Below are 13779 nucleotides of genomic sequence, written 5' to 3' on the forward strand. Positions count from 1 at the left end.
TAAATGTTCTGGCATCACAACTTGTTCAAACAAACACGCTATTGGATTCTCAAACCACAAACACACACCCATCACCACCACCCGAAAAAACGAGCGTGTTCACTGGGGGTATCAGTTCCTATTATGTGTCACCCACCCGGTGTCCTGACGCTTGGATCAAACCGTGTTTGTCCTGGTCAGACCCGGTGGAAACTCTGTCTTGTCGACGTTGTTTCCGGCGGGGCAACGAGATATAACTCTAGACCAGGCAAACCCGACCACGCAAATCCAAAACCAACTTTCCCCACGTGACACCCACCACATGGTTTCCGAACCTCAACAGCAGTCCCCGTCGATGCTGGTGTTAGCGTCCGTTTATGAGCATCGAACCCGCAGACACATCGCTGAATAAGGCCCAGGCTCCGATCGCCGTTGTCGCAGGAGCATCGGGCTTCATCGGCGGAGAGCTGCTCAAAGCACTGAGCACTCGGGGGTACACGACCAGAACGGTCGGCCGCTCCCCCGCTTCCGCCGATGCCACCTGGGATCGCCCTGACCTGATCGCCGAACTCATCGACGGCACCGACCTGCTCGTCAATCTCGCCGGCCGCAGCGTCGGGTGCCGGTACACGGATGCGAACCGACAGGTCATCTGGGACTCCCGCGTCGACACGACCCGCGCTCTCAATGCTGCGGTGGCGGCCGCCTCGGCGCCTCCGCGTCTGTGGATCAATTCGAGCACGGCCACGATCTACCGTCATGCGATGGACCGACCGCAGACCGAGGACGACGGTGATATCGGCGAGGGATTCTCGGTCGATATCGCCAAGGCCTGGGAGAAGGAGTTCTTTGCCGGGTCACTGCCAGCGACCAGAAGAGTCGCACTGCGGATGGCGATCGTGCTCGGTGACGGAGCTGCATTGAACATGTTGGCCACTGCGGCCAGGTTCGGCGCCGGCGGCGCCCAGCATGAAGGGCGTTGGTTCCCGCACCGCCGGTACCGCGGGATCGGACCGGAAGCGTCAGGGCCGACGATCTGGCGGGGACACCCGCCGACTCACGGTCGTCAGCGATTCAGTTGGGTTCATATCGAGGACGTGCTCCGTGCGATCCGGTTCATCGACGACCATGAGGGGCTCAGCGGCCCGATCAATGTCTCGAACCCGCAGGTCTCGGACAATCGATCGCTCATGAAGGCGCTGCGCAAAGCGGTGCGTATGCCCGTGGGGATTCCGGCGCCCAGGTGGCTGCTCGAGACCGGGATGATCGTCCTGCGTCAGGAGTCAGAACTCGTGCTCAAGAGTCGGTGGGTGCTGCCCTCACGGCTCGAGGCCGCCGGATTCGACTTCAGATGGACCGATATCGAGGCCGCGACCAAACACCTGCTGCGCTGAAGTGTCAGAGAATCAGTACGGCACTCCCCCACCTCCGGGGAACGGCACGACCCCACGCTTCAGCCGGCGGCCGCCTCGGCGGGGATTCCCTGCTCGACGCAGTCGACGCAATAGGGCTGCAGACCCTTCTCCGTGCATTCGGCACACCGCAGGTACTGCTTGCGGCACTCGAGGTTCGCGCAGTTGACGAACTCCGGGGTCTTCTTGTCGCAGGACACGCAGTGCCCGATCGATTCGACGTTGTCACCGAATTCGACGTGCATGCGTTTGTCGAAGACGTAGAGGGAGCCGTCCCAGTAGCCGGAATTGCCGAAGGTCTCGCCGTAGCGGACGATGCCGCCATCGAGCTGATAGACCTCCTCGAATCCGCGGTTCTTCATCAGCACGGACAGGACCTCGCAGCGGATTCCGCCGGTGCAGTAGGTGACGACGGGTTTGTCCTTGAGGTCGTCGTATTTGCCGGATTCGATCTCGGCGATGAAGTCACGCGTGGTGTCCGTGTCGGGGACGATCGCATCTCGGAACTTCCCGATCTGCGCTTCCATCGCATTGCGGCCGTCGAAGAAGACGACCTCTTCACCGCGTTCGTCGAGGAGTTTGTGCAGAGCTCCCGGCTTGAGGTGCTGGCCGCCGCCTTGGACTCCGTCTTCTGTCACGGTGATCTCGTCCGGGGTTCCGAAGGTGACGAGTTCGTCGCGCACTTTCACGCTCAGACGCGGGAAGTCGTCACCTTCGCCGTTGGACCACTTGATGTCCGCGCCCTTGAACGGCGCATAGGACTTCGTCGCCCGAACGTACTGCTTCACATCGAAGATGTCCCCGCCGACCGTGGCGTTGATGCCGTCCTTAGACACGATGACCCGTCCCTTGAGCCCCAGGCTCTCGGCCAGGGTGTGCTGCCACAGCTTGACCGCCTCGGGGTCGGGCAGCGGAGTGAAGACATAGAACAGGACGATCTTGGGAGTTGCCATGGCCCCATTCTAATTGTGGTCATCCGATGCTCCCCACCGTTCCCCTCGCCGAGGCCGCCGGCCGTGGCCGCGTCCGTTCCCTGTCCCTCCACCCCGACCCACCCCATGTGTCCGCGGGCTGTCCGTGGACGCACTTCGCCCGTGCGGTGGGGACACGGCTAAGATTGGGCGAGAGTGCCGTGTCGTATGAAAGGGCCCCTTAGAGGACATGTCGTCAAACCTCAGTTCTGCGGATTCCACGCAGGTCGATTCCGCGCAGGACAATGCGAAGCAGGTCAAGGAGACGGTCGAGTTCGCTGCGGCGAACCCCGACGTCGACCAGCCCTTCGCCGATCTCGGCCTCAAGGCCGACGAATACGAGCAGATCAAGGCGATCCTCGGACGTCGCCCCACCTCGGCGGAATTGGCGATGTACTCGGTCATGTGGTCCGAGCACTGCTCGTACAAGTCTTCGAAGGTCCACCTCTCGAAGTTCGGTGACAAGGTCACCGACGACATGAAGAAGCACCTGCTCGTCGGCATCGGCGAGAACGCCGGCGTCGTCGACATCGGTGATGGCTGGGCCGTGACGTTCAAGGTCGAGAGCCACAACAGCCCCAGCTTCGTCGAACCCCACCAGGGTGCGGCCACGGGCGTCGGCGGAATCGTCCGCGACATCATCTCCATGGGTGCGCGCCCGGTTGCCGTGATGGACCAGCTGCGCTTCGGACGCATCGACCACCCGGACACCGCCCGTGTCCTCCACGGTGTCGTCGCCGGCATCAGCAACTACGGCAACTCGCTGGGCCTGCCCAACATCGGCGGCGAGACGTTTTCGATCCCAGCTACCAGGGAAACCCCCTGGTCAACGCCCTGGCCGTCGGTGTCATGCGCCATGAGGACATCCGTCTGGCCAATGCTTCGGGCAAGGGCAACAAGGTCGTCCTCTTCGGTGCGCGCACCGGTGGCGACGGCATCGGCGGAGCCTCGATCCTCGCCTCGGAATCCTTCGACGATACGAAGCCGTCGAAGCGTCCTGCCGTGCAGGTCGGCGACCCCTTCGCCGAGAAAGTGCTCATCGAATGCTGCCTCGAACTCTTCCACGCCGGTGTCGTCGAAGGCATCCAGGACCTCGGCGCCGCCGGAATCTCCTGCGCCACCTCGGAGCTGGCCTCCAACGGCGACGGCGGAATGCACATCGCCCTCGACGACGTGCTGCTGCGCGACGAGACGCTGACCCCTGAGGAGATCCTCATGTCGGAGTCGCAGGAGCGCATGATGGCCGTCGTCCGCCCCGATCGGCTCGAGGAGTTCCTCGCCATCGTCGGCAAGTGGGAGGTCGAGACCTCCGTGCTCGGCGAGGTCACCGACACCGGCCGACTCATCATCGAATGGCGCGGCGATGTCATCGTCGACGTGCCACCGCGCTCCGTCGCCCACGACGGCCCCGTCTACAACCGCCCCATGAACGAGCCCTCATGGACCGCCGAGGTGGCCGCGAACTCCGTCGAAGCCGCGGGCCTGGCAAAGCCTGCCTCCGATGACGAACTTCGTTCGACGATGCTGCAGCTCGCCGGTTCCCCGAACCTGGCGTCGAAGTCGTGGATCACCTCCCAGTACGACAAGTACGTTCAGGGCAACACCGCACAGGCGTTCCCCGACGATGCCGGAGTCATCCGAGTCGATGAGGAGTCCGGACTGGGCGTGGCCATCGCCACCGATGCCAACGGTCGCTACACGTTCCTCGACCCGGCCCGCGGAGCGCAGCTCGCGCTGGCCGAGGCCTACCGCAATGTCACGACCTCCGGCGCCATTCCGCGTGCGGTCACCGACTGCCTGAACTTCGGTTCGCCCGAGGATCCGGCGATCATGTGGCAGTTCGCGCAGGCCGTCGAAGGACTGGCCGAAGCCTGCCAGGATCTGAGCATTCCCGTCACCGGCGGCAATGTGTCCCTGTACAACCAGACCGGCGGAGTGGCCATCCACCCGACTCCGGTCGTCGGTGTGCTCGGCGTCTTCGACGATGTCACCCGCGCACCCCGAGCGGGTGGAAGGAACCGGGCCAGACCATCTACCTGCTCGGCACCACCGAGGCTGAGCTCGACGGATCGGCGTGGGCCGACGTCACGGCCGACCACCTCGGCGGGGTTCCTCCGCAGTACAGGCCGGCAGCGGAGAGGGAACTCGGCGAGATCCTCATCAACTGCTCGCGCGACGGCATGATCGATGCCGCGCATGACCTGTCCGAAGGCGGTCTGTCGCAGGCGCTCGTCGAGTCCTGCCTGCGCTACGGCACGGGAGCGCGGATCTGGCTCGACGAAGTGTGCGAACGTGACGGCGTCGACGTGTTCACCGCGCTGTTCTCCGAATCGACGGCCCGCGCCATCGTGGCCGTGCCGCGGTCGGAAGAGGTCCGCTTCAAGGACATGTGCACGGCCCGCCGGTTCCCGTTCGTGCGCATCGGCATGACCGATGCCGGCGACTCCGAGCCGAGCCTCGACATCGTCGATCACTTCTCGATCGGCCTCAACGAGCTGCGGGAGACCCACGAGGGCACCCTGCCCAACCAGTTCGGCGGAAGTGTTGCGGCAGTGACCGAAACCGCGGTCTGAGCGACGACCGCGAAAGACTGACGCCGAGACGACCCCTCGGCCTCGATACGACCAGCGTCAATTGGTCTGCTCGAGGCGAGGGGTCGTTTCGTATTCGCCCCGCGTCCCGGACGGCCAGCATCATGATGACGTAGTCGAATAACGGAGTCGCCGCTCCCGAGCGTTACACCGCGTCCGTCGTCGAAGCAGTTCTTGATACCTATCTCGACCAGCTGCAACGCCCGGATCAGCTGGCAGGCTGAGTTGGCTTCGGAGCCGTCGCACCATTCACGCGGCCAAGCAGGTGGAAGACCCCGAGACACGCGAAGGTGAGTACAAGCCAGACCATTTGGACGAGCACAGCAGCCATGACGTCGGTCGTGACGCTCTCGGCCAGCGGTCTGGCGACGAACATATCGAACAGCGCGATTGTCGCACCGAGGACGACTGCGATGGCGAGCAGCCACCAGCGCCGATTGCGAGCGATGTTCCACCCGCAGAATACCCCCACCAAGAAGATTGAGCTGAGCGCCCCTTGGATCGTGGTCATTGCGGGCAGAGCCCCGTTGCCTTCGGTCCCGAGCGAGGCGAGAAAGATCCACGTCAAAGGTGTGGTCATCAGGGCTGTACACCCGAGGAGGTAGATTCCGGCACCGAGGAGCCTATGCGCCCAGTTTGTGTTCTTCACCAGCAGGATGGCGACGGCACCGAGGATAAGCCGCAGACAGGTGCAGAGGATCGATCCGACGATGAAGAATATGATGTCTGCGTTCGAATCCCACAACGGCGGCACCGGGGCTAACACCAGTGACGGCAGCGCCCCGATCACCAGCGCCGCCCAGAACAGTGATCGTGCTAGCCATCCCGGAGTAGCCTCGCTGGACTGAGGTTGACTGACTGAACTCTTGTCACCTGGCGAATAGCTCATAGTTCCACCCTGCATTCGCAGCCCGCGAGCAAACAGCCTCGGCGGGCTGATGGTTTCCCGGGACTGGCTGCGACCGCGGAAGAAGCCGAATCTGCATCTACTCACGCACCGGGAATTCCCAGATGAGATCCGTGGTAGGCAACTGCCGGCCGGCTGTGTGCTTGCGCGCAAGTGCCTGCAACTTCCCTTCGGAGGTCGAAAGCTGGAACAGTAGCCCCTCTGATGCGTCCCAACAGGTGGAAGACGCCGAATCCGCCCAGGACAAGCGTCAGAGACACCGCCACGACCGCAGTCGTCATCAGCAGAGGAGGCGCGCCGATCGACGTCATCGCAAAGAAGATCAGCTGCTAGACCACAGCGACGATGGCGGACCAGACGAACGAGAGCAACAGAATCCACCATCGCCGATTGCGAAGAGGACAACAGCGAGAATTCTTCGAGACCACGAGGTGTTGACCACCAGCACAAGTGCCATGGCTCCAACGACAATGACCATAGATCGCAATCCGGTCATGGCCGCATCATTCAGGATCACGAGCAATGGCATGATTGCCGCCACTGCCGCAGAGAACAGCGGGGGCAGGATATAGAGTGCAACCGCGAGGCTCATCAGGCAGCGGGAGCCCCAGAGCATAATCCGGGTAGACCATTCTGTGTGGGCAGCAGGTGACGCTCTCGGCCAGCGGTCTGGCGACGAACAAGCGCCGACGCGTCCGGCACCATGCAAGTGCGACAGCGACCGGTTCAGGTCGGATCTCTGGGGCCACGTTGAACTCATGTCTTCACTCTATGAACTCTCGGCGGACAGCAGCGTTCGATTACGTTGCAAAGCTGACACCCGCGTAACGGCGTCTGACATAGCAGCCTGACCCGTCCGCGACGTGACCTAACATGACACCGATCGCACATGCACGACTGCGAATGTGATTGCCTGAAGAAGAACGATGCGGCTTCAGCCTTTCCGCGGCCGCCGACTCAGAAGCGCAGAAGAACGACACAACGACACGACGAACAAGGAAGAGGAGTCAGCCATGGCGACGATTCGCACATCCCACGCAGGATCCTTACCCCGCACCCCCGAACTCATCGAGGCCAACAAGGTCAAGCAGGCACAGAACACCGCCCGTCTCGCCGGCGAGTCCGTGTCGCAGGAACAGGAGCAGGAATTCGATGAACTCCTCGCTGCCAGTGTCACCGACCTCGTCAAGCGCCAGAAGAACCTCGGCATCTCGCTGCCCAATGACGGCGAATACGGTCACGCCATGGCCGCCGACTTCGACTACGGCGCCTGGTGGCACTATTCATTCGCCCGCACCGGCGGGCTCGAGCTCCACGATATCGACCTCTGGGAGATCCCGGCGAACCGTTCGACCCCGGGCAATATCGTGCTCACGAGCATGCCCGACCGCCGCGATCGCAACCTCTTCCCGAACGTCTACACGGATCCGAAGGCCGGAACCGACACCGGAACCCAGCCCCAGTTCCCGAAGGCCACCGGCCCGATCAGCTACATCGGCCAGGACCAGGTCAACCGCGATGTCGCGAACCTCAAGGCCGGTCTGGCCGCCGCAGGCTACGACGAGCGCGCCGGCTACATCAACGCCCTGTCGCCCGGTTCGGCCTCCCGCATCGCCAACGAGTACTACTCAAGCGATGAGGAGTTCATCTGGGCGTGGGCCGATGTGCTGCGGGAGGAATATCTCGCCATCACCGAGGCGGGGCTGACCGTCCAGATCGACGATCCGTCCCTCGCGGAGAACTTCGACCAGATCAACCCGGAACCGTCCTTCGATGACTACCGCGCGTTCATCCAGGTCCGCATCGATGCACTCAACCATGCGCTGCGCGGAATCGACCCGGCGCAGGTGCGCGTGCACACCTGTTGGGGCTCGTGGCACGGACCGCACGTCACCGACCTGCCGTTCGTCGAGATCGTCGACCAGGTGCTTTCGATCAACGCCGCCGGCATCACTTTCGAAGCCGCGAACGTCCGCCACGAACACGAATGGCGGATCTGGGAAGAGAAGAAGCTGCCCGAGGGCAAGTACATCATCCCCGGAATCGTCTCTCACTCGACCAATGTCGTCGAGCATCCCGAGCTCGTCGCCGAACGCATCGGCCGGTTCGCCAAGCTCGTCGGACCCGAGAACGTCGTCGCCTCCACCGACTGCGGCCTGGGCGGCCGCGTCCACCCGGACATCGCCGTCGCGAAGCTGCAGTCCCTGACCGAAGGTGCGGAGATCGCCTCGAAGCGCTTCTGACCCAGCACTGCAGAAACAGATAGCAACAGCAGAAGCACCTGTCCCCTCCGCTCGGCTCTAACGCCGAACGGAGGGGACTTCTGTATTACGCCCCGCCGCCGAGCTCCTCATCGAAGCAGTCGCTCAAAGTCGGGTGGGCGAACTGGTATCCGGTCTCCTGCAGCTTCTCCGGCACCACTCTCTGATCCGCCAACGCGAGCTCCTTCGCCCCGTCACGTCCGAGCATGATCTCCGTGATGAAACCGGGCGTCGGGATCCACGCGGGCCTGCGCAGGTGACCGGCGAGAGCCTCGGCGAATTCCGCCTGCGTGACGAGCTCCGGGGCAACGGCATTGACCGGCCCACGCACGTAGTCATAGAGGACGGCGTGCACATACGACCGTGCAACATCGTCCAGGGAGATCCACGCCAAGGCCTGCTCCCCGCTGCCCAAGCGACCGCCGCGCCGGCGAGGAACAGCGGCGCCTGCAGTTTGAGCAGACCACCCAAGGTGCTCAGGACGACTCCGGTTCGAATCGACACTCGTCTGATCCCGGCATCCTCGACACCGGCCGCAGTCTCCTCCCATTTCTGGCATACCTCGGCGAGGAATCCGTCGCCGGCCGGTCCGGTTTCGTCGACGGGTTCGTCAGCTTTCGACCCGTAGTAGCCGACCGCGGAGGCACAGACGAAGACCGAGGGCCGCTTGGCCTTGGGCAGACCGCGCATCGTTTCGACGAGCAGCCTCGTCGAGTCGATGCGCGACGACCAGATCTCGTCCTTCGCGTGTTTGGTGAACCGAGTTGCGATGGATCGCCCACCGAGGTGGACCACCGCATCCGCCCATGCGAGATCCCGTGGGTTGAGGATTCCCAGATCCGGATTCCAGTGCACCTCGTACTCAAATTTCGGAGTTTCGCGGACGAGGAGCCGCACGAAATGACCGGCAGTGGAGAACAGGGCAGCGACCTGGCGCCCGATCATTCCGCTGCCGCCGGCGATGAGGATGTGCTTGCCCTTCTTCCGCGTCAGCAGGGGCGCGTTCGTGGATTCGAGGAAGTCGATGTCCATGAGCATCCGCTTGCGGCGGGCGTCGAAGGTGGCCTCAAGGTAGTGAGTGAGCCCCCGGTCGATGACGTCGAAGCCCTGCGGAGCCATGGAGAATTCGATATGGTCGTCGATCTTCGTCCCGTCGGCGACCGAGGTGAACTCGTGCGTGTGCTTCCACTGGCTCAGCGGACCCTTCTTCAGTTCATCGACGAAGGAGAAACGCGACGGCCCCTCCGAGTGCACGGAGCTGAATGGTCGTCGCACGAGACCGTAGGTGCCGGGCACGCTCGTCTTCACCTGCGCCACCGAGCCCGGGGCGATCGGAGGATAGCTCTCTTCGACGATCTCCTGCGCCCAGTGAGGCGAGAGCCGGGTCAGCGCTCCCGGCCGAGCATGCCAATCGAATGTGGTCTCCGCGCCGAGCGGAACTTCAGATGTCGATTCAAAGATGGTCATGGCATCCCTCCTACCTCGAATGATGCCACCGGTTTCTGAGAATGTGACCCGCAACTCACCTAAGTCCACATGAATTGTTCTCGCCGAGGCGGCTCACCCTCCCAGCCGACCTGCCGGGGCCGCCCGGCGGAGTCCGCATTCCGCTTCCGCGGGTTAGAAGTGTGGGCGCCCTGATCGAAATCAGGACGCCCACACTTTGAACCAGCGAGTGCAGCGCGATCCGCTGCAGAAGCCGACGAGTCAGTCGGCGGCAGGGATCTTGCCGAAGCGGAACGCCGACCAGAAGTCTCCGCGCACGTAGCCGTGCTCCGGCTCCGGGTCGAAGTCCCAGTGGCGGACACGACCGACCTTGAGCGCATCGGCGACGAGCTGGCGGCTGCGCTGCGAACCGAGCACATGCTCCTCGAGGTGCTCGAGATCGTAACGGGACTCGAGCTGCTCGCGCATCTCCTGCAGCGGCTGGGCATAGGCCGGATCCTCGGCACGGTTGACCAGCTCATCGGGGTCCGCGGCCAGGTCGAAGAGCAGCACCGGATCGCCCGGGCAGATCGTGAGCTTGAGGTCGCCGCGGACCAGCGTGACCTGCGGACGGTAGGTGCCCTCTGCGAAGTATTCGATGACGACGTCGCGGTCCGCAGGCCCGATTTCGCCGGCGGCTTCCCGACGCGCGGACTCGAGCATCGAGGTTCCGGTCAGTCCTTCATCGATCGCCGAGGCGGCCCCTGCCTCCGCGTCTGCCGAGTCCTTCGAAGAGCCGGAGTTCTCGGCCGTGCCCTGGGCGATGTCGAGCAGGGTCGGCGCCAGGTCGACGAGGCTGACCGGGTTCGCATACCGGCCCGGGGCGATCACCTCGGCGGGTCCGTTGATGATGAGCGGGACGCGGGAGGACTGCTCGTAGGGCGACATCTTGAACCACAGCCCCTTCTCCCCCAGCATGTCGCCGTGGTCGCTCGTGACGATGATGACAGTGTTGTCCGCCAGGTCGAGTTCTTCGAGCTTGCGCCGGATCGCCCCAACGTGATCATCGATGTAGTTGACCGCCGCATAGTAGGCGCGGCGAGCCCGACGCACGTCCTCGATGCCCGGCTCGCGTTCGTCGAAGCCGCACATCGTGCGCAGGCGATGGCTGTGCGGATCCACGGCCTGATCGGGAACCTCGGGATGGGCTGGGTCCGGGATGGCCACCTCGGCGAATCGGTCCCAGTTGACCTTCGGCGGCTCGTACGGGTCGTGGGGGTGGATGAACGAGGTGACCATAAGGAACGGCTGATCGCTCCCGGCGGCCTGGTTCGCGCGCTTGCGGTCGTTGAGGTGACGCAGGGTCTTGAAGATCACCTCGTCGTCGAAGTCCTGCTGGACGTTCGCGGTCGCCGCACCGGCGGTGAACACGGGGTCGGCCTCGTGGTACCACTGCAGCTTCTGCTCCAGGGGACGGTTCCAGTCGGGCACCATGTCGAGGTCGGCCGGGTACACGTCGGTGGTCAGGCGCTCTTCGAAACCGTGGTGCTGATCAGGGCCGATGAAGTGCATCCGCCCGATCAGCGCGGTGTGGTAGCCGAGCTTGCGCAGTCGGTGGGCGAAGGTCGGCACGGAGGCCGCGAAGTCATCGCCGTTGTCCAGGCAGTCGATCTCCGAGGGCATCCGTCCGGTCATCATCGATGCCCGCGACGGCGAGCATAGCGGGGTATTGCAGTACGCGCGGTCGAAGACGGCTCCGTCGGCAGCCAGGGCATCCATGTTCGGTGTCAGCGCGGCCGCATCACCATAGGCGCCCAGGGCCTGGGCAGCCATCTGATCGGCTTGGATGACGACGATGTTCGGGGTGGTCATGAGCGGTCCTCTCTGCGGTCGGAGCCGACTGCGGCTTCGGAATCGTTCGCTGGGTCCGGGTCTGATTCGGTCGCCGAGGCGGTCCCGGAGTCCGCGTCGGTCGTCGAGGCGGCGGTCGCCTCGGTGTCGGTGGATTCCTCAGTCGACGAGGATTCCTCTGAGTTCGCGGAATCGTCGTCCGGTGTCCAACCGTCGGCCCATTCGCCGGTTTCGTAGTCGAAGCCGACGGGTTCGCCGTTCTCGTCGGTGCGCTGGTACCAGTCGGTGTAGTCCTCGTGCTCGGAATCGATTCCGCCGTTCGCGCCGTCACCGGGTTCGGTGGGCACGACCTGGAGGGCAAAGTCGTCACCATAGGCATCGGCACCGGCGACCACGGCGTTGTCCACCGCGTTGAGCGCGTACTGGCGACGCAGGGCGCGCGGATCCGTGCGCAGCTCCTTGAACCAGGCGACGATGATGAAGAGCATGACGAAGGCGAACGGCACCGCGGTGACGATGACGAGCTGTTGGAGTCCTTCGAGCGCGCTGGCGTCGCCGAGGAGGAGCATCACCACGGCGATGCCCGACATCACCAGGCCCCAGAACACGACGACCCACTTCTTCGGTTCCTGATCACCACGGCTGGTGAGCATGCCCATGACCACCGAGGCGGAATCCGCGGAGGTGATGAAGAAGATCGCGAGCACGACGATCGCCACGAAGGGCAGCCATTCGACATACGGAAGGTTGTCGATGAGGGTGAAGAACACCTCGGGGGCTTCCATGCTGTCGGTGAAGCCCGATGCTCCGGACCGGTACATCGAGATGGAGGTTCCGCCCATGATTCCGTAGGCGACGAAGAGCAGCGTCGAGGGGATGAAGATGGTGCCGAGGATGAACTGGCGGATGCTGCGCCCGCGCGAGATGCGGGCGATGAAGGTGCCGACGAAAGGCGACCAGGAGATCCACCAGGCCCAGTAGTAGACGGTCCACACCGACTGGAACTCCTGGGTATCGGAGCCCCAGGACAGGGACTTGCCCATGAGGTCGAACATCGACCCGAGGTACTCCATGAGCGCCGAGGGCAGCAGGTTGAGCAGGAACAGGGTCGGCCCGAGGAAGAGGACGATGCCGACGATGCCGATCGTGAGCACGATGTTGATGCTCGACAGGTAGCGGATGCCCTTCGACACACCCGAGACCGCGGAGATGATGAAGCCGATGGTGAGGACGAGGATGATGATGACGAGCATATTGTTCGTCATCGGTCCCGCACCGGAGACGATGCTCACTCCGGTGCCGATCTGCATGGCTGCGATGCCGAGCGCGGCGGCCGTGCCGAAGAGAGTGGCGACGATCGCGAAGATGTCGACGAGTTTGCCGGCGAAGCCCTCCGACTGTCGTTTGCCGAAGAGGCCGACGAAGATCGAGGACAGCAGCAGCGAACGGCCGCGACGGTAGGCGGCGTAGGCGATGGCCCCGCCGACGAGCGCGTACATCGCCCAGGCGTGGAAGCCCCAGTGGAAGTAGGTCTGGGCCATCGCACCGTGGAGCGCCTCGGTGGTCTCCGGATCATTCGTCAGCGGAGGCGGTGAGATGAAGTAGGTCAGGGGCTCGGACGGTCCGAAGAAGAGGACGCCGATGCCGATGCCCGCGGCGAAGAGCATGGCGACCCAGGAGAAGGTGCTGAACTCCGCTTTCTCCCCGTCCTTGCCCAAGGGGATCTTGCCGTACGAGGAGAACGCGAGGATGAGCAGGGAGACGAGGATGATGATCGCGACGAGGTTGAACAGCCAACCGACGTTGAGCGTGGCCCAATCGTAGGCAGTCTGAGCAACGGAGGCGACGCTGGAGGGGCTGGTGATGCCCCAGATGACGAAGGCGACGGTGAGGCCGCCGGCGATCGCGAAGATGATCTTGTCCAGCGAGTACTTGCGCCGCTGTTCGTCGATGGCGATTCCGGGCACGAGGATCGGGTGGGTGTCGTGCGGGTAGTGGCCGTGTGCGTCTTCGAGATCGGCCTTTACGGGACCCCGCGGGCGGCGGTAGTCGAACTGGCCGAGGTTGCGCCCGGTCTCGCGGCCGACGCGTTTGGCGTCGTCCCTCACTCGGCGGGCATCGGCCATGATCCGCTCGCGTGGTGCACGGCGAGCCGCCTCGGTGGTGGAATCGGACTGCTGATCCGGCCCCGGATCCTGTTCGTCGGTTCGGGTGGAGTCATCTGTCATGTGTCGGTTCACACTCTTTCGATTGTTGCGGAAGCTGCCGAAATCGATCGGTGCCGTGCACGGAGGCAAACGCATCATGGCCCGATGGCGTGAACGCGCATCGGGTACTCGTCGGAAATCAGGTGATGCGACCGGCCGGCGGTCGTCGATCAGG

7 protein-coding genes and 2 pseudogenes are annotated in these 13779 nt (G+C 63.9%); 3 read left to right on the forward strand and 6 right to left on the reverse strand.

Annotated features, from left to right (window positions below; genetic code table 11):
• Window positions 1-356 precede the first annotated feature (356 nt).
• Window positions 357-1373, forward strand: coding sequence for an epimerase (locus tag AC2W7L_RS01040; protein WP_486002873.1), 1017 nt, complete (start codon window positions 357-359; stop codon window positions 1371-1373).
• Between the two features lie 59 nt (window positions 1374-1432).
• On the opposite strand, the gene trhO is transcribed toward AC2W7L_RS01040, so the two are convergent.
• A complete protein-coding gene (trhO, locus tag AC2W7L_RS01045) occupies window positions 1433-2344 on the reverse strand; it encodes an oxygen-dependent tRNA uridine(34) hydroxylase TrhO (protein ID WP_486002874.1) in 912 nt (303 codons plus the stop codon).
• A 208-nt stretch (window positions 2345-2552) separates the two neighbouring features.
• On the opposite strand from trhO, the pseudogene purL reads away from it, so the two are divergent.
• Window positions 2553-4935, forward strand: a pseudogene (gene purL, locus AC2W7L_RS01050) (phosphoribosylformylglycinamidine synthase subunit PurL).
• 226 nt (window positions 4936-5161) lie between these two features.
• Here purL and AC2W7L_RS01055 read toward each other — a convergent pair.
• Window positions 5162-5698: a hypothetical protein gene (locus tag AC2W7L_RS01055; protein WP_486002875.1), complete on the reverse strand. Its 537-nt coding sequence runs from the start codon at window positions 5696-5698 to the stop codon at window positions 5162-5164.
• Between the two features lie 1175 nt (window positions 5699-6873).
• Here AC2W7L_RS01055 and AC2W7L_RS01060 point away from each other — a divergent pair.
• Window positions 6874-8103 (forward strand): cobalamin-independent methionine synthase II family protein, encoded by a 1230-nt coding sequence (locus AC2W7L_RS01060; RefSeq protein WP_486002876.1) that lies wholly within the window; start codon window positions 6874-6876, stop codon window positions 8101-8103.
• A gap of 85 nt (window positions 8104-8188) precedes the next feature.
• Here the strand turns inward: AC2W7L_RS01060 and AC2W7L_RS01065 are convergent, their stop codons facing one another.
• The 4 genes and pseudogenes from AC2W7L_RS01065 to AC2W7L_RS01080 form a co-directional block, all read right to left on the reverse strand.
• Window positions 8189-8680, reverse strand: coding sequence for a DUF1731 domain-containing protein (locus AC2W7L_RS01065; RefSeq protein ID WP_486003035.1), 492 nt, complete (start codon window positions 8678-8680; stop codon window positions 8189-8191).
• 92 nt (window positions 8681-8772) lie between these two features.
• A pseudogene (locus AC2W7L_RS01070) lies at window positions 8773-9588 on the reverse strand (NAD-dependent epimerase/dehydratase family protein); the annotation flags it as partial.
• Between the two features lie 240 nt (window positions 9589-9828).
• On the reverse strand, window positions 9829-11418 hold the full coding sequence (gene betC, locus AC2W7L_RS01075) for a choline-sulfatase (protein WP_098730407.1): 1590 nt from the start codon (window positions 11416-11418) through the stop codon (window positions 9829-9831).
• Window positions 11415-13625 carry a BCCT family transporter gene (locus AC2W7L_RS01080; RefSeq protein ID WP_486002877.1) on the reverse strand — a complete coding sequence of 737 codons (2211 nt, stop codon included), beginning with the start codon at window positions 13623-13625 and terminating at the stop codon, window positions 11415-11417. Before AC2W7L_RS01080 ends, betC begins: the two co-directional genes overlap by 4 nt.
• Window positions 13626-13779: the final 154 nt, after the last annotated feature.

The organism is Brevibacterium sp. LAARM3_SD1, from assembly GCF_057364765.1.

What these genes read in the sequence shown, in the direction of transcription:
- AC2W7L_RS01040 (WP_486002873.1), top strand. Translation starts at nt 357, where the DNA reads ATGAGCATCGAACCCGCAGACACATCGCTGAATAAGGCCCAGGCTCCG.
- trhO (WP_486002874.1), bottom strand. Translation starts at nt 2,344, where the DNA reads ATGGCAACTCCCAAGATCGTCCTGTTCTATGTCTTCACTCCGCTGCCC.
- AC2W7L_RS01060 (WP_486002876.1), top strand. Translation starts at nt 6,874, where the DNA reads ATGGCGACGATTCGCACATCCCACGCAGGATCCTTACCCCGCACCCCC.
- AC2W7L_RS01065 (WP_486003035.1), bottom strand. Translation starts at nt 8,680, where the DNA reads ATGCCAGAAATGGGAGGAGACTGCGGCCGGTGTCGAGGATGCCGGGAT.
- betC (WP_098730407.1), bottom strand. Translation starts at nt 11,418, where the DNA reads ATGACCACCCCGAACATCGTCGTCATCCAAGCCGATCAGATGGCTGCC.
- AC2W7L_RS01080 (WP_486002877.1), bottom strand. Translation starts at nt 13,625, where the DNA reads ATGACAGATGACTCCACCCGAACCGACGAACAGGATCCGGGGCCGGAT.